Genomic DNA, 14,355 nt, shown 5'->3' on the forward strand with positions numbered 1-14,355 from the left:
TATGGGCAGCTTTTCTATTACACATTGGCTGATTTTATTGGTCGTAGTGGTGGTCGTATTTGGTACTGCCAAGCTTAAAAATGCAGGTAAAGATTTAGGCGGTGCGGTGAAGGGTTTTAAAGAAGCGGTCAAAGATGAAGAACCCGAGAATGCTCGCAAAAATCATGTGCTTAGCCATGAAAATAGTACGCCAGCTGCAAGTAATGATTTAAATACGCGTGTAGGTAATCAGGCTGATGATATGGAAATCAGCCCTATTTCCACTGATGACCAGCCTAAAGTATGAAGCGCGCCGCTTATAAATAGCGGCACTAAGTAGTCTATTAATATATGTGACTGTTATGTTTGATATTGGGTTTTCCGAATTACTCTTGTTTGGCGTCATTGCTTTAATCGTATTGGGCCCAGAAAAACTGCCGCAAGCCGCACGTACCGCTGGGCAATGGTATGCCAAACTGCGCCGTACAGTATCCACCCTACAATCTGAAATAGAAGCTGAGCTTGATCTAGCTGAAACACGTCAACAAATGCAAAATGAACTTGCGAAAATCCGTCAGACCGAGTCGGATATGAAGCGCGAATTAGCAGAAATGCGTGGCAGTATGCAAAAGTTTGAGCAGTCACAGAACCAAAGCCTAGACGCTTCACATCAGTCAATCACCCCTTATGATAAAGACCATCAACAGAATACTACCTCCTCGTTCATTAAACAGGAGGCGGATCAGTGAGCCTATTTAAACGGCAAAAAAGTCGACAAGAAAAAATAACAGATATAGAGTTTGAGGCGCCAACAGATACAACACAGAATAGTGAGTCTGGAGATACGTTAGGTACGCTTGGCGATATGCCTATTACCGGACATTTAATCGAGCTGCGTACGCACTTAATAAGAATATGCGTGGTCGTCTTAATTATATTCTTAGTATTGGTGGGATTTTCACGCGAGCTTTATAATCTTTTATCAGACCCATTAGTGGCGCAGTTACCCATCAATTCGACCATGATTGCCACTGATATAACGTCAAACTTTATGGCACCCATTCGCTTAACGATATTCGTCGCCGCATTTTTAGCAATGCCTTATATCCTGTATCAAATTTGGTCATTTGTAGCTTCCGGCTTATATAAAAAAGAGAAGAAAATTGCCATTCCTGTACTGCTATCTTCGATATTTCTATTTTATGCGGGTGTTGCTTTTTCCTACTTTGTCGTACTCAAAGGGGTATTGAAATTTTTTATTATGTTCGCTCCGCAGAACGTTATACCAATGACCGATATTGACAGTTATCTGAGCTTTGCCCTCAAGCTATTTATGGTGTTTGGACTGACTTTTGAGATTCCAGTGGTTACCTTATTGCTGATAATGGCCGGAATCGTTTCTACTCAAATTTTAGAAGATAAGCGTCGTTATATCATAGTCGGCTGTTTTGGGATCGCCGCGGTAGTGACACCGCCTGATGGTGTATCAATGCTGTTGTTGGCGATTCCTATGTGGCTATTATTTGAGCTGGGTTTACTCTTAGCAAAGATATTAATTAAAAATGAACGGAATAATGATTTAGTCTCAGGGAATGAAACATTAGAAAGTAGCTAGCACTACTTAAACACGCCAAGAACCTTTTTTACTTTTTACTTTTTACTAGAGTATGTCAGCGTGAGTACTCTACTTAGCGACGGACTCTAAATGGAACACCCAACTAATAACAACGAAAAAAATGACGGTCTTGCAAATCGACTTAACCAAGAGTGCTACTGCATTACCCTTGATCGTAAAGCGCTTAATACAAGCCTTCAAGATCAATTGGTAGAAACTAGAAACAATCCAATAGGAGCGAACGAGCTTAATAAGCTTTTTTCAGCAACACCCGTGTTCGTTCCCAAAACAGAGATAGAGGCGATGGAGCGAATCGTCAGGGCTATCGAGTCAGCTGCCGAACTGCCATTGTATCAAGAGCAAGTGCTGTCGTGGGCACCAGAAATAGCTGCTTTCGACCCAGGCCCAATAGGGGCCCTCATGGGTTATGACTTTCACTTGGGTAGCGATGGACCTCAGCTCATCGAGGTCAATACTAATGCCGGTGGCGCATTTCTGAATGTGTTGCTCGCTCGCGCACAAAAACGCTGTTGCAACCCCTCAGAGCAAAGCGCTGCAACCAATCAAATGCTAGATAGGTTCGAGGAAGCAGTGTTTGACATGTTCAAACAGGAATGGCAGCGACAGTCCGCTGTTGCTATGCCCAATCGGATAGCCATTGTGGACAATGACCCCGAGAGTCAGTTCATGTTCTTAGAGTTTGAGTTAGCCTGTCAACTGCTCCAAGCTAGAGGTATTGATACTGTGATACTTGATCCCTCTGAACTCGAGTATATCGACGGTACGTTAACAGCCCATGGCCAGAAAATCGATATGATTTACAATCGGCTTGTCGACTTTGCATTTGAGGACCCTGACCATGTATTGCTTAAGCAGGCTTATTTAGAGGGTGCTGTGGTAGTGACACCCAATCCCCGCGTACATGCTATGTTGGCCAATAAGCAAAACCTGACATTGCTATCAGACTCCCAAATATTGCGCTCTTGGGGTCTGGATGAGGCTGCAGTGGAGTGCCTCGAAAGGTCTGTACCGAGGACTAAGATTGTATCAAGAGACGATGCAGCAGAGTTGTGGCTTACTCGGCGGCAACTGTTTTTTAAGCCAGTTGCTGGTCATGGAAGCAAAGGCGTTTATCGCGGTAGCAAACTGACTCGACGCGTCTTCGAAAACATTCTGGATGAAGATTATATCGCACAGACCTTTGTCCCTGCAGGAGAGAGATCACTCAAAATTGATGACATCGTAACAACAAGAAAGGTAGATATACGTCTTTATACGTATGGCGGAAAACTGTTACTACCTGCTGCGCGTGTGTATCAAGGTCAGGTGACTAACTTCCGTACGCCAGGCGGTGGATTCGCGCCTGTCTTTCAGGTGTGATCGTCTAGGTCTTATTTAGATGGCATTAGGCTGTTATAAGTCCGGTTAACTAATTCAATATTCTTCTTACCTAACAAAAGATGGTTGTATATTTATGATTGTCTATTACTTTCGGCACGCTTTTCAAAACACTTCGAAAACAATTGGAGCTAGAGATAGCAGTAAATGGGGTCAGCACAGAATTCGGAGAAAATAGTACGCTAAGGAATTTTGTTTATTAATAAGTTTATTAAAATCAAAGACTTATTTTTTACCCTTTGCCTTTTTAATAGAGATGAATAATATGCAATTTAATTAAGAGTATTTTCATAAATTTATTAAACAACAAACACATAAAATTCAATAAATGTACCTAGCGTACAATATGAACCGAATTCCGTGCTGACCCCTTTTACCGTCAGGCTGCCTGACATAATCTACCAAGTGTTTTTCTCCGTTCTTGACAGCAGAGGTCAGTTGTTCCAATGATGAGTTTTACCTATCACAGTAATTTAAATACTAAACAAATGTACTTACCACCCTATATGGTCCGTTTTCTGTGCTGACCCCAAAGAAAGCTAAATCAAAGGCTTTAAAGTGATTTTCCAGTTTTTTAGGAAAGTTACAACTTCGCCTAAATGCTCGCCTTACTCGATGTCTGATAGTGCAATTATTACCTTCAATGCCTTTTGCAGTCTTTGTATTTATAGTTTCGCTTACCATAGCTTTTGAAACCATTTTTCTTTATATTGTCACTTAGACAGGCTGGGCATTTGATGTATAGTGTCATTTGCATTTCACTATTTATCAATTTCTCAGCCTGTTTTTTCCAGCCTAGTTTTTGAACCACCACCCGGATATAAATGTAGCTATGAATAAAACAACTTTTAAAATATCGAAGATGGACTGCCCTTCGGAGGAAAACCTAATCCGAATGAAATTAGAGGGCCACTCGAATATTGAACATCTTGAGTTCGACATTCCTAACCGTCAATTAACTGTGTTTCATCATGACAATATAGAAGGGATAGAGACTGCTATTCATGACCTAAAATTAGGAGACACCTTACTCTCGACCGAAACCATTGACCCCTCTGATCCCAACAATAATTTTAAAGTTGATGCTGACTCTAGTCACAAAAAAGATGCTGAGCAAAGAAAGCTACTATGGATAGTGCTGGTCATTAACTTTGCTTTCTTTATTATTGAAATGAGCACGGGACTGATTTCTCGTTCGATGGGGTTGGTCGCCGACAGCTTAGATATGTTAGCAGATAGCTTCGTGTACGGAATTAGCTTATTTGCGGTCGGTGGAACGGTCATTAAGAAAAAACGGATTGCTAGAATTGCCGGATATTTTCAAATTACGCTAGCGATTCTTGGTTTTTTAGAAGTACTAAGACGTTTCTTTGGCAATGAGCAGTTACCTGACTTTTCTACCATGATAGTCATATCGATTCTTGCGCTAATTGCAAACTCGATTTGCCTCTATTTACTACAAAAATCGAAAAGCAAAGAAGAAGAAGCCCATATGCAAGCCAGTACGATTTTCACTTCAAACGATGTGATTATCAATTTAGGGGTAATTGTTGCAGGGATTTTGGTTAATTGGTTACACTCTAGTACGCCTGATTTGATTATTGGTAGCATCGTATTTGCTTTAGTTATTCAGGGCGCCTTTAGAATATTGAAGTTGAGTAAGTAGCCAAGCCTAGTAACTGAAGCAAATAGCTCAAGTAAGTAGCTTAATTAAACCGCTAAGTGTAAAGTAACTGGGTTTGAAGCAAATAAACATCATAAGGATATGAGACCTCAAGCAATGATTGAACAAACTTTAAATCTAGTCACCACCAAAGACCATCAGCAAGTTGCCGTTTGGCGAATAATAGATGATGAAGTCTTTGATAAGAATCTGGTGGTGGTCAACTAATTTAGGACACTAATAAAATTCAAACCTACATGGGGTCAGCACAGAATTTGGAGAAAATAGCACGCTAAGGAAATTTGTTTGGTCTTTTTATGATTGAAAATACCGGCGTTCGTCTCATTTACTTTAATGTATTAGAAGATGGGCTGATTGTGATGTCTTACTTCTACGCAAAAAATGAACAAGAAAATATATCGCCAAGTGAGCTTCAAAAGCTAAAAAGATAACCGATGAAAACAAATTTTCCTAAAGACTTCGATATTGAAGCAGCTGTTCAAGCGATTATTGATGATGAACCTGATTTAGTAGCAGAGCGAGACAATCTGATTGAAGCATTGAACCAAATCAAAGCAGGTATCTTTGCACGTATGACAGACATATCAGATACGGCTCAAGTCCGTCATAAAGCGGGTTTATCGCAAAGTCAATTTGCCAAAATCCTAGGCATTTCGGTCAATACGTTAAAATCTTGGGAACAAGGACAACGTAAACCCAGCGGTTCAGCTCAAGTTTTACTTAAATTATTGGGTAAAAAGCCTGAGTTAATTGATGAGATTGCTCATTTGGCGTAGTACTTGAAGCCTTTTAGTAACTACCCTTCGTTGATTTTAATTAAAATTTTCTAATAGGGCCTATCTATATATTTATTGGATGCTGATTTGTAGACAAGTTAGTTGTTTAATAAATTTATGAAAATACTCTTAATTAAATTGCATATTATTCATCTCTATTAAAAAGGCAAAGGGTAAAAAATAAGTCTTTGATTTTAATAAACTTATTAATAAACAAAATTCCTTAGCGTACTATTTTCTCCGAATTCTGTGCTGACTCCTTCTATAATTATTTATATGCAACATATTGACTAATGATGTTGCTTAAAGTAAGCTAGCGTTACTCAAGGGGAGTAACTTCTCACTTTATTAAGTTTGTGGCTTATCGTCATTACATAAGGCATTGTTCAATTATTAGCCCTTATCGGTAAGTCAGCTATTGTCACAATAGTTAGCCAGACCTTGACTCGTTGTTAATCATTTGTGGTTAGCATGGGTCAAGGTTTTTCTGTTTTAGGCTAACCTTTTTCCATCGCTTCCACGACACTATCAATTTTTTGATGAGACGTTTAAGGAGCGATAATGTTACTTGCGAGTTTACCTGCCAACACCGAAGCGATAGCTATCGGCAGTCCGATGTTATACGCCGTGTTTTTTGCCATTGTGGCAACATTACTGTTAGTCGATTTTTTTACTTTTAAGACTCCGCCGCCAGGCGAATCCGTATCCATGAAACAGGCAGGGATTTGGAGTGCGATTTGGGTTGGTGTCTCTGTACTGTTTGCAGGTGGCTTATGGTGGTATCTAAACGGGTCGTTTGGCTCGGCAATCGCCAATCAAAAAGTCGGTGAATTCTTCACGGGTTATTTACTCGAAAAGTCACTCGCCATTGATAACGTGTTTGTGTGGCTCATGATTTTTGCGGCGTTTGCGGTGTCGCCTGCGATGCAGCGTAAAATTCTACTGTATGGCGTGATTGGTGCCATTGTCATGCGTACCGTGATGATTTTTGCGGGTGCGTGGCTGGTAAGTGAGTTTAGCTGGATTTTATATATATTTGGTGCCTTTTTGCTGTACACGGGTATCAAGATGTGGCAAAACCATGATGAACAAGAAGACCCAAAACAGTCAGGTTTGTATAAGTTTTTACAAAAACATTTGCGAATCAGTGATGATAGCCATGATGCATCGGGTCAAGAGCGATTTGTACTGGTTAAAAACGGCGTTAAGTATTTCACCCCATTAGCGGTGGTGCTGATTTTGGTGGAATTGTCGGATGTGATTTTTGCGGTGGATTCGATTCCTGCGATTTTTGCGGTAACCACCGACCCGTTTATTGTATTGACAGCAAATTTACTGGCGATTTTGGGTTTACGTGCGATGTTCTTCTTGTTGTCAGGCTTGGCGGATAAGTTCCATTTACTGCCGTATGCATTAAGCGTGATTTTAGTGTTTATCGGTGCCAAGATGCTACTGCTTGAGGTGTTTCACGTGCCGATGGCTATTTCACTCGGCTTTATCGCTACGGTATTAACGATAACGGCGATTTTGTCAGTGAAATTTCCGAATTTGGGTAAAGCATAGACCCGACGGTAATTACCGATTGCTAATGATAATGTTTAACTGTGATAAAATAAGCCTTTTTTACAAAGGCTTATTTTTTATGATGGAAAAGCTGTTTAAAAATAGCCGTTATTTGGTGTTTCTCACGATTATTGTGAGCCTACTCTCTTCAGTAACGCTGTATGTTGCTTCATTAAATATTATTTTTCATGTGCTATCCGACTTTGTTACCAATCCCGCGGTTAAACCCCTTGATGGGCAGATTTTGGCGGTTAATCTGCTAAAGACGTTGGATATTTTATTGATTGCGTTAAGTTTTCAGATGATTGCGATTGCCTATTACCGTTTATTTATCTCCAATAAACCTGCGCAAGAATCTCGTTTTTTAACTGTACTTGGCATTCATGATTTTCATGACTTAAAAATTAATTTGATGCAAGTATCGATGATCATTTTAGTGATTTTATTTTTGGAGCAAGCCGTTGAAAGTGGCGCTAATTTTAATACTTTTCTTTATGGAGCTGCCATTGCGATGGTGGTTGGGGCGATTGTGTTAGCGATTAAAAGTTTACGACATTAATAGTCGAATTGTTTAGTTACAAATTGCTTTAATTAATTTAAGCAACTATTTGCTTTTTAGTGTTGCTTAAAATATACTCATGATCATCAAGGGGAGTAACTTCCTGCTTTTTTAAGCTTGTGATTTATCGTCAATCCATGTGGATGTTACCATCCCATCGGTAAATCAGCTATGACCATTTAACCTTATTTAAAATTTAAAGGTTTCCCATAGTTAGCCAGACCTTGACTTGTCTTTTGCTAAGGTAAGAGGAGGTCAGGAAAACCGCTAACAACGCCCTATTTTATCCAACTTTCCCACCCAATCTGCCCTAGTCATTGACTCAACAATTTTAATGACTGATTAATTACTTAAAAGGGTATAGTTTTCATGATAGAACTATTGGCTGATCCATCGGTTTGGCTGGGTTTCTTCACACTTGTCATTCTAGAAATCGTTCTGGGTATCGACAATCTCGTTTTTATCGCCATTCTTGCCAACAAATTACCACCTCACCTGCGGGATAAAGCCCGTAACTTAGGCTTGACGTTAGCCTTAGTCATGCGACTCGGATTGTTGTTCGTGATGTCTTGGTTAATCACCTTGACCAATCCCATTGCGTTATTCGGTTCGTTCGATATCTCTGTTCGAGATTTAATTTTGATTGTCGGTGGTGTGTTCTTGTTGTTTAAAGCCACGGCAGAACTACATGAACGTATCGAAGGTAAACCTGAACACACCGGTGGTAAGCAGATTTACGCCAGTTTTACCGCTGTCGTCATACAGATTGTGATTTTAGATGCGGTATTCTCGTTTGATGCGGTGATTACGGCGGTCGGTATGGTAAAACAGCTTGAAGTGATGATGGTTGCCGTAATCGTTGCTATGGCGGTGATGCTATTTGCTTCAAAGCCGTTGACGAACTTTGTCGGTCGTCACCCAACTGTCGTGATTTTGTGTTTAAGCTTCCTGCTCATGATTGGCTTTAGCTTAATTGTTGAAGGTTTTGGTTTTCATTTACCCAAAGGCTATTTGTATGCGGCAATTGGTTTCTCAATCTTAATTGAAGCCTTTAACCAGTTTGCCCAACGTAACCGCACTAAATATGAAAATCGTGTACCACTACGTGAGCGTACCGCCGACAGTATTTTACGACTAATGGGTGGTAAAGCAGAGCCAAACAGTGAACTCGTTAGCGAAGATAGGCCATCTGATACGGAAGTCGCCTTTGTCCAAGAAGAACGCTATATGATTAGCGGCGTGTTAGCCCTAGGTGAGCGAGATATCGAAACAGTGATGACACCGAGCAATGACATTTCATGGGTCGATATCAATGGGTCGTTGGCTGATATCAAGACACAGGTGTTAAGTACCCCGCATAGCTTATTACCGATTTGCGATGGCTCAGTCGATAAAATCTTGGGTGTGGTGCGTTCTAAGAGTATTTTATCAACGCTTGAAACGATGACAGACGCTGATAAACAAGCCTTGTATGATTTGGCAAAACAGCACCAGCCCGTGTATGTGTCAGACACGATTGATAATTTGCATTTGATTAAGCTACTTAAAAATGCCAAAGGTAATTTAGCCATCGTGATTGATGAGTTTGGTCAAGTGTCAGGTTTGGTCACGCCGCTGGATTTGTTTGAGGCGATTGCTGGTGAGTTCCCTGACGAAGACGAATCACCAGAAATTACCCAGCATGATAATCATTGGTTGGTCGATGGTACCGCAAGCTTAGACCAGTTGCGCTTAGAACTCGATAACTCCGATTTGTTTGCGGATGCAGAGCAGTTGACGATTGGGGGTTATATGGGTGCGAATTTGCCCAATTTACCAAATATCAATGACAGTATTGAGGAAGATGGTTATCGCTTTACTGTTATCGAGATCTTCTCAAATCGGGTGATGTTGGTGAGAATTGAGCGAATGACTGATCAATAATTGTGTGGTGGTGTTAAAAAATAAGCCCCGAAATAGGGGCTTATTTCTTGATTTAATAAATGTTTAGCCAAACTTTGATAATGAATTAGTCAAAAAGGACTGTGCCCCATAAAAATAATTATTTTTCGCCATTTTATAAATCAAAACCCATATCTATTAGATATACCACAGTCAATTCTCAATTAAGTAAAACACTTGTTATTGTTGAAAATGAAAACTGCTACATTAGTTAGCGGTTTTATCGTATTTGGCATTCAATAATAAGCTGTATTATTTATTTCATTTAAAACCTATCAATAATATTTTGCTTATCATCTTCAAAGACGAGCTTAATTAAATTTAGGCGATAGCTAACTCACTATGACTACCTAGCCTGATTAATAGTAACGTATTAGCATCAGGCTTTTCATAGATAAGTACCAAATCAGGTTTGATATGGCAGTCCCTCGAACCTGTTAGATTGCCTTTTAAAGCATGATCACAATATTTTTCTGGTAACTGGACATCATTTAACAAACAATTAAAAACTTCTGCCCAAGCAGGATGTACTAATTCTAAATGGTGCTTTTTTAAATCTCTTTTAAATTGGCTTGAAAATACCACATCTCTACTCATTGGCTAATTCCGCCATGGCTGTCATAGCATCATCTGCTGAGCTATAGCGGGGTAGTTTTCCTGACTGATATTCTTGTCGTGCCGCTACAATAGCTTGTTGAGTTTCTAGATTGGGAAAAAACTCATCTTTTTTATAATCAAAATTCAGTGGGATGGATTTAGTCGCTACAACTTGGTTGAAAAAAAGCTTAATCGCTTGCGTAGGCGATAAACCATACCCTTCAAAAATTTGCGTTGCTTGCGTGCGAAGTTCATCATCTAATCGAACATTAAAGGTAGAAGTAGACATAATGTGTACCTATTTTGCATGTCATTTGCACTTAACTATATATTAGTTTAACTAGCATTTCAACTTTTTAGGCCTAAATTAAATGTTTTTGATAAATAGTTACTTTGCTAGGTATATTTTTATTGCTAGCCAATGTGTAAGATTTATCAATCGGCTTTTTAGCACATTATTTAATCTTTATAAAATACCGACCATGAAATTATTTGGCTATCATAGCGACTTAAACCTTGTCAGAATGTTTGGTGGCCATTTGAATAAGTTAACAGCAACCTTGATAACGGTGGGTTTTCCTCTGCTATTTCTGCTTATTTGGAGTGGGGGTGCTTTATTCTCAAAACTGGGGCTACAGTATGCCAATACTTGGAGTTTTCTATTCTTAAGAGCAGTGCTTGCACTAGGACTATTGCTTATTTTATTTTGGGGAAGGGTAAAACATAACAATAATGGTCTAAAAACTCACGCAATTGAAAAAAGTGAGCTGTGTCGAATTATTATTTCGGGGCTATTACTGCAAGTTTTTTATCTAATTTTTTACTTTTCTGCCATCAAGACCCAGCTTTCTTTAGGAATTATTATACTTATTCTAGGTATTCAACCGATTATGACTAAGCTGATGGTTTCAGATGCCCTAAAAAAGGGCGATATAATATTGCTAGTCATGTGTTTCATAGGTTTGGGCATCGCCACATTAGGCTATCATAATATTGAAAAAATAAATTTGATAGGCATTGTGTTGGCGATTTTTGCGTTACTATCCATTACTTTTGGCACAGTCATCCAAGCTAAAATCACCACAGAGCCTGTTTTAACTTTGCTTATACAAACAATATCGGCGCTTGGCATTTTTGCTATTTTAACCGCCATAAATGGTTTTGTGTTTAGTTTCAATGTTTATTCGCTGGCAGCTTTAATTTGGATGGGCGCTATTGTATCTGTGGGTGCATTTTTATTGTTAACGCTGATGTTAAGATTTCGGTCTGCAGAGAAGGTTAGTACATTGTTTTTTTTACTACCTTTAATCACAATGCTATTTGAAAGTGTATTTTTTAATACCAAACTAAATGGGTTAACGATTGCCGGCGATATATTGGTATGTGTAAGTTTATTTTTGTACCAATTTAAGCCGTTTTCACCTAAAAAATAACAAGCTATGACTGAAAAAGATTACCTAAATAAGCTATTTATACGAACCTACAACACGCAGTTAGAGGGACATCAGCATCCTTATCATCAAGTCCTAATACCCTTATCTGGCAGCATTCATTTGATGTTAGAAACGAAAACCGTGCAAGTTAAATATGGGGAAGTTTATATTATCCCTAAACATGGGTATCATCAGTTCAAAGCAGATCAGCTTTTTCGCTTTTTGGTAATTAATCTTGAAGACATTGATTTTCTGCCAACGCAAAATGATGACGAAGTGCATGTTTTTTTGGATGATAAGACGTTGTGCTATCTTAATATCATTGAAAAACAGCTAATGACTGAGTTTAATGAGACCATTAATGATTATCTTTTGCAGCTTTTAATAGAGTTTTTAAGAACTATTAATGTGAATAAGCAAATTGATAGTAGGCTACTTCATGCCATCAGTGTGATGAAAAAGGATATTGGCGCTAAGCATTCGCTTGCTTCACTGGCAAACATTGCTTGTTTAAGCCAAAGCCAATTCAAAAAGCTTTTTAAGCAGCAGCTAGATATAACGCCCAAAGCCTATCTCGCTGCGCTTCGTATGCAGATGGCTCGCGGTTTAATTATTAATACGGATATGCCAATTGCTATGATTGCTGAAAAATGTGGTTATCAAAATTGTTCGGCTTTTATCCGACGATTTTCACTATTTTATTATGATACGCCCCAAAATTTCAGAGCTAAAAGGCAGTAGGAATGCTATGAATATACTACCTTACATACTAATTAGTTTATTAGGCGGTGCAATTGTTCCTTTGCAACTAGCAATAGTCAACGCTTTTCAAAAAACAACACAAGCATCTCAAATACAATCTACTTTCTACCTTTACGTAGGCGGTACAATTGCCTCTTTTATTATATCTTGTATATCAATGGGTGGCGTAAAGCCACCCCATGCAGAGGCTGCTTCATGGTGGATGTGGCTACCAGGGTTTCTAGGTAGCTTTTATATCTTATTTATGTTTATATCTGCCCCTAAGATAGGTTCTGGCAATACCTTACTCTGGGTTTTTCTTGGCCAAATGTATTTTGCGTTAATTATTGGCAAATTAGGTCTATTTGGATTAGATCCTAAACCTATTAATTTTTATAAAATGTTAGGATTGGCGGTCGTTACTATTGGTGGCATTATTATGATTGTCGGAGAAAACAAAAAATAGAAACGAGTTGCTTAATCATTTGCTTTAAATTGCTTATGTTAGTTTTTTATAAGTAATGCAATCCCGATATTTTAAAGCCGCGTATATGAGGAATATTTGGTTAAGGTTATAACGAAACTTAAATCGTTTACAAGGAAATTAATAATGAAAAAAGTTATAACATGTCTTATTTTTGATGATTTTGAAACCTTAGACTTATTTGGCGTTGTTGAGGTTTTTGGGCGTCTGCCAGATATCTATCATTGTCAATTTGTTTCGCTATAAGGTGGGCTGATTACTAGGGCGTGTCCTCAATTTAACTTAGCATGAATAATAGAGCAAGCCAAGTAAAGCATCGATTTAAAATTACGAGCTAATTTCTCATAGCGAGTAGCAATACTACGAAACTGCTTTAATCGTGCAAATGCATTCTCGACTAAGTGGCGTAATTTATAAAGGTAGCTATCAAAATCAGGGTTAGGTTGCTTGGCATTTTTACGCTTTGGTATAATAGCTTTCATACCGTGTTCTATCGCTTTATCTCTGATTTCTTGCGAGTCATACCCTTTGTCAGCGATAAAATATTGAGCTTCTTGTATGACTTCTATCAAGTCGTTTGCAACTTGACTGTCATGCACGTTACCCCCAGTGACTTTAAAATCGAGCGGATTTCCATGCGAGTCCACACATAGGTGTATTTTTGTCGTGTTTCCGCCACGGCTTTGTCCAATTGCTCTATCGAAACCACGCCGAGCTCCACTTGCATGTTGATGACACCGTACATAACTTCCGTCGATGAATACCCATTCTTTGTCAATTTCTTTTCGTAGATCAAAAAAAAATTCTGCCACAAGCCTTTTTTAGACCATCGGTTAAAGCGGTTATAAGCGGTTTTCCATGACCCTAGCTCAATAGGTATGTCTCGCCATGGTGCACCTGTTCTTAGCTTCCATAGTATGGCTTCCATAACAGTACGGTCGTTCTTCCATTGATGACAGCCGTGCGCTTTCATGGTTGTTTGTAATTGTTCCCATATGTTGTCAGTTATTGCGGTTCTCGCCATTGTTTGTGTTTGCCTATATTTTGTTGGAATATAGGGTTAAAATAGGGCTCTTTTGGGCTTATTCAAATTAGGGACACGCCCTAGTTCACAAAATGTACAGATTCATACGCAGTCAATCAAAGATGACTTACTTTCTACTGATATCCTTCTAATTGTGGGCGGCAAGGGTACTAGAATGCTCGTCAATGACCGAGCATTTCTCACTGTATTAAAACAATATTGTGAAAAAGCTGAATTTGTATTAAGCGTTTGCATAGGTAGTGCCTTGCTAGCTAAAATAGGATTACTTGATGGAAAATCTGCAACGTCTAATAAGCTTGCTTGGCAATGGGTAATACAACAATCTACACAAGTAAATTGGAGCGGTAAGGCTCGCTGGGTGGTTGATGGGAAATACTACTCTTCGGCTGGAGTGAGTGCTGGGATGGATATGGCTTATGGGTTTATTGCTGATCAACATGGTATTGATATCGCAAGACAAAAAGCCAAAGAAATTGAATATTACTGGAATGAAGATAAAAATGAGGACAGTTTCTTTACTGCCTAATTCCATTTTCCTAA

Annotated in this window: 19 protein-coding genes; 15 read left to right on the forward strand and 4 right to left on the reverse strand. The window is 38.9% G+C overall.

Annotated elements, in window-relative coordinates:
• Position 1: 1 nt before the first annotated feature.
• The 4 genes from tatA (at position 2) to AXE82_RS11420 (ending at position 2,974) form a co-directional block, all read left to right on the forward strand.
• Complete coding sequence (gene tatA, locus AXE82_RS11405) at positions 2-286, forward strand: Sec-independent protein translocase subunit TatA (protein ID WP_011959992.1); 285 nt, start codon at positions 2-4, stop codon at positions 284-286.
• A 55-nt stretch (positions 287-341) separates the two neighbouring features.
• On the forward strand, positions 342-728 hold the full coding sequence (gene tatB / locus AXE82_RS11410; protein ID WP_036599454.1) for a Sec-independent protein translocase protein TatB: 387 nt from the start codon (positions 342-344) through the stop codon (positions 726-728).
• On the forward strand, positions 725-1,594 hold the full coding sequence (gene tatC, locus AXE82_RS11415; protein WP_011959994.1) for a twin-arginine translocase subunit TatC: 870 nt from the start codon (positions 725-727) through the stop codon (positions 1,592-1,594). The genes tatB and tatC overlap by 4 nt, the downstream gene beginning before the upstream one ends.
• Positions 1,595-1,684: 90 nt before the next feature.
• On the forward strand, positions 1,685-2,974 hold the full coding sequence (locus tag AXE82_RS11420) for an ATP-grasp domain-containing protein (RefSeq protein WP_036599449.1): 1,290 nt from the start codon (positions 1,685-1,687) through the stop codon (positions 2,972-2,974).
• Between the two features lie 658 nt (positions 2,975-3,632).
• Here AXE82_RS11420 and AXE82_RS12490 read toward each other — a convergent pair.
• On the reverse strand, positions 3,633-3,749 hold the full coding sequence (locus AXE82_RS12490) for a transposase-like zinc-binding domain-containing protein (protein ID WP_418001145.1): 117 nt from the start codon (positions 3,747-3,749) through the stop codon (positions 3,633-3,635).
• Positions 3,750-3,824: 75 nt separating this feature from the next.
• Between AXE82_RS12490 and AXE82_RS11425 the strand changes: the two genes are divergently transcribed.
• From AXE82_RS11425 to AXE82_RS11445, 7 genes are all read left to right on the forward strand, one after another.
• Entirely contained in the window at positions 3,825-4,658 is an 834-nt protein-coding gene (locus tag AXE82_RS11425) for a cation efflux transmembrane domain-containing protein (RefSeq protein ID WP_062335141.1), read from the forward strand.
• 99 nt (positions 4,659-4,757) lie between these two features.
• On the forward strand, positions 4,758-4,883 hold the full coding sequence (locus tag AXE82_RS12375; RefSeq protein WP_256713876.1) for a hypothetical protein: 126 nt from the start codon (positions 4,758-4,760) through the stop codon (positions 4,881-4,883).
• A gap of 89 nt (positions 4,884-4,972) precedes the next feature.
• Complete coding sequence (locus tag AXE82_RS12380) at positions 4,973-5,107, forward strand: hypothetical protein (protein WP_257619763.1); 135 nt, start codon at positions 4,973-4,975, stop codon at positions 5,105-5,107.
• A gap of 3 nt (positions 5,108-5,110) precedes the next feature.
• Positions 5,111-5,452, forward strand: coding sequence for a helix-turn-helix domain-containing protein (locus AXE82_RS11430; RefSeq protein WP_062335143.1), 342 nt, complete (start codon positions 5,111-5,113; stop codon positions 5,450-5,452).
• A gap of 561 nt (positions 5,453-6,013) precedes the next feature.
• Positions 6,014-7,015 carry a TerC family protein gene (locus AXE82_RS11435; protein WP_060994617.1) on the forward strand — a complete coding sequence of 334 codons (1,002 nt, stop codon included), beginning with the start codon at positions 6,014-6,016 and terminating at the stop codon, positions 7,013-7,015.
• 79 nt (positions 7,016-7,094) lie between these two features.
• Positions 7,095-7,574 carry a YqhA family protein gene (locus AXE82_RS11440; protein WP_036600992.1) on the forward strand — a complete coding sequence of 160 codons (480 nt, stop codon included), beginning with the start codon at positions 7,095-7,097 and terminating at the stop codon, positions 7,572-7,574.
• A gap of 369 nt (positions 7,575-7,943) precedes the next feature.
• Entirely contained in the window at positions 7,944-9,497 is a 1,554-nt protein-coding gene (locus AXE82_RS11445; protein WP_062335147.1) for a TerC family protein, read from the forward strand.
• Between the two features lie 339 nt (positions 9,498-9,836).
• Here the strand turns inward: AXE82_RS11445 and AXE82_RS11450 are convergent, their stop codons facing one another.
• Both AXE82_RS11450 and AXE82_RS11455 read right to left on the reverse strand, forming a co-directional pair.
• Positions 9,837-10,112, reverse strand: coding sequence for a type II toxin-antitoxin system YafQ family toxin (locus tag AXE82_RS11450; RefSeq protein WP_062335149.1), 276 nt, complete (start codon positions 10,110-10,112; stop codon positions 9,837-9,839).
• Complete coding sequence (locus tag AXE82_RS11455) at positions 10,105-10,401, reverse strand: type II toxin-antitoxin system RelB/DinJ family antitoxin (protein WP_062335150.1); 297 nt, start codon at positions 10,399-10,401, stop codon at positions 10,105-10,107. Before AXE82_RS11455 ends, AXE82_RS11450 begins: the two co-directional genes overlap by 8 nt.
• 193 nt (positions 10,402-10,594) lie before the next feature.
• Between AXE82_RS11455 and AXE82_RS11460 the strand changes: the two genes are divergently transcribed.
• From AXE82_RS11460 to AXE82_RS11470, 3 genes are read left to right on the forward strand one after another with little or no spacing between them, the layout of a single operon-like run.
• Complete coding sequence (locus AXE82_RS11460; RefSeq protein WP_062335152.1) at positions 10,595-11,545, forward strand: DMT family transporter; 951 nt, start codon at positions 10,595-10,597, stop codon at positions 11,543-11,545.
• Between the two features lie 6 nt (positions 11,546-11,551).
• Positions 11,552-12,286 carry a helix-turn-helix domain-containing protein gene (locus AXE82_RS11465; RefSeq protein WP_062335154.1) on the forward strand — a complete coding sequence of 245 codons (735 nt, stop codon included), beginning with the start codon at positions 11,552-11,554 and terminating at the stop codon, positions 12,284-12,286.
• 7 nt (positions 12,287-12,293) lie between these two features.
• Complete coding sequence (locus AXE82_RS11470) at positions 12,294-12,752, forward strand: DMT family transporter (RefSeq protein WP_062335155.1); 459 nt, start codon at positions 12,294-12,296, stop codon at positions 12,750-12,752.
• Between the two features lie 290 nt (positions 12,753-13,042).
• Here the strand turns inward: AXE82_RS11470 and AXE82_RS11995 are convergent.
• Positions 13,043-13,794, reverse strand: a protein-coding gene (locus AXE82_RS11995; RefSeq protein WP_172460518.1) for an IS5 family transposase whose coding sequence is annotated in 2 segments (ribosomal slippage) — positions 13,043-13,575 and positions 13,575-13,794 — 753 coding nt in all. Because the reading frame shifts where the segments join, the coding sequence is not laid out codon by codon here.
• A 52-nt stretch (positions 13,795-13,846) separates the two neighbouring features.
• Here AXE82_RS11995 and AXE82_RS11485 point away from each other — a divergent pair.
• The gene (locus tag AXE82_RS11485) at positions 13,847-14,341 is read left to right on the forward strand and encodes a DJ-1/PfpI family protein (protein ID WP_082741509.1); all 495 of its coding nucleotides are present in this window, start codon (positions 13,847-13,849) and stop codon (positions 14,339-14,341) included.
• Positions 14,342-14,355 lie beyond the last annotated feature (14 nt).

The organism is Moraxella osloensis, from assembly GCF_001553955.1.
Lineage (GTDB): Bacteria > Pseudomonadota > Gammaproteobacteria > Pseudomonadales > Moraxellaceae > Faucicola > Faucicola osloensis.

Excerpts from the sequence above, each read along its gene's own strand:
- tatA (WP_011959992.1), top strand. The coding sequence starts at position 2 with ATGGGCAGCTTTTCTATTACACATTGGCTGATTTTATTGGTCGTAGTG.
- AXE82_RS11445 (WP_062335147.1), top strand. The coding sequence starts at position 7,944 with ATGATAGAACTATTGGCTGATCCATCGGTTTGGCTGGGTTTCTTCACA.
- AXE82_RS11420 (WP_036599449.1), top strand. The coding sequence starts at position 1,685 with ATGGAACACCCAACTAATAACAACGAAAAAAATGACGGTCTTGCAAAT.
- AXE82_RS11455 (WP_062335150.1), bottom strand. The coding sequence starts at position 10,401 with ATGTCTACTTCTACCTTTAATGTTCGATTAGATGATGAACTTCGCACG.
- AXE82_RS11465 (WP_062335154.1), top strand. The coding sequence starts at position 11,552 with ATGACTGAAAAAGATTACCTAAATAAGCTATTTATACGAACCTACAAC.
- AXE82_RS11460 (WP_062335152.1), top strand. The coding sequence starts at position 10,595 with ATGAAATTATTTGGCTATCATAGCGACTTAAACCTTGTCAGAATGTTT.
- AXE82_RS11470 (WP_062335155.1), top strand. The coding sequence starts at position 12,294 with ATGAATATACTACCTTACATACTAATTAGTTTATTAGGCGGTGCAATT.
- AXE82_RS12375 (WP_256713876.1), top strand. The coding sequence starts at position 4,758 with ATGAGACCTCAAGCAATGATTGAACAAACTTTAAATCTAGTCACCACC.
- AXE82_RS12380 (WP_257619763.1), top strand. The coding sequence starts at position 4,973 with ATGATTGAAAATACCGGCGTTCGTCTCATTTACTTTAATGTATTAGAA.
- AXE82_RS11425 (WP_062335141.1), top strand. The coding sequence starts at position 3,825 with ATGAATAAAACAACTTTTAAAATATCGAAGATGGACTGCCCTTCGGAG.
- AXE82_RS11435 (WP_060994617.1), top strand. The coding sequence starts at position 6,014 with ATGTTACTTGCGAGTTTACCTGCCAACACCGAAGCGATAGCTATCGGC.
- AXE82_RS12490 (WP_418001145.1), bottom strand. The coding sequence starts at position 3,749 with ATGCAAATGACACTATACATCAAATGCCCAGCCTGTCTAAGTGACAAT.
- tatB (WP_036599454.1), top strand. The coding sequence starts at position 342 with ATGTTTGATATTGGGTTTTCCGAATTACTCTTGTTTGGCGTCATTGCT.
- AXE82_RS11440 (WP_036600992.1), top strand. The coding sequence starts at position 7,095 with ATGATGGAAAAGCTGTTTAAAAATAGCCGTTATTTGGTGTTTCTCACG.
- AXE82_RS11450 (WP_062335149.1), bottom strand. The coding sequence starts at position 10,112 with ATGAGTAGAGATGTGGTATTTTCAAGCCAATTTAAAAGAGATTTAAAA.
- AXE82_RS11430 (WP_062335143.1), top strand. The coding sequence starts at position 5,111 with ATGAAAACAAATTTTCCTAAAGACTTCGATATTGAAGCAGCTGTTCAA.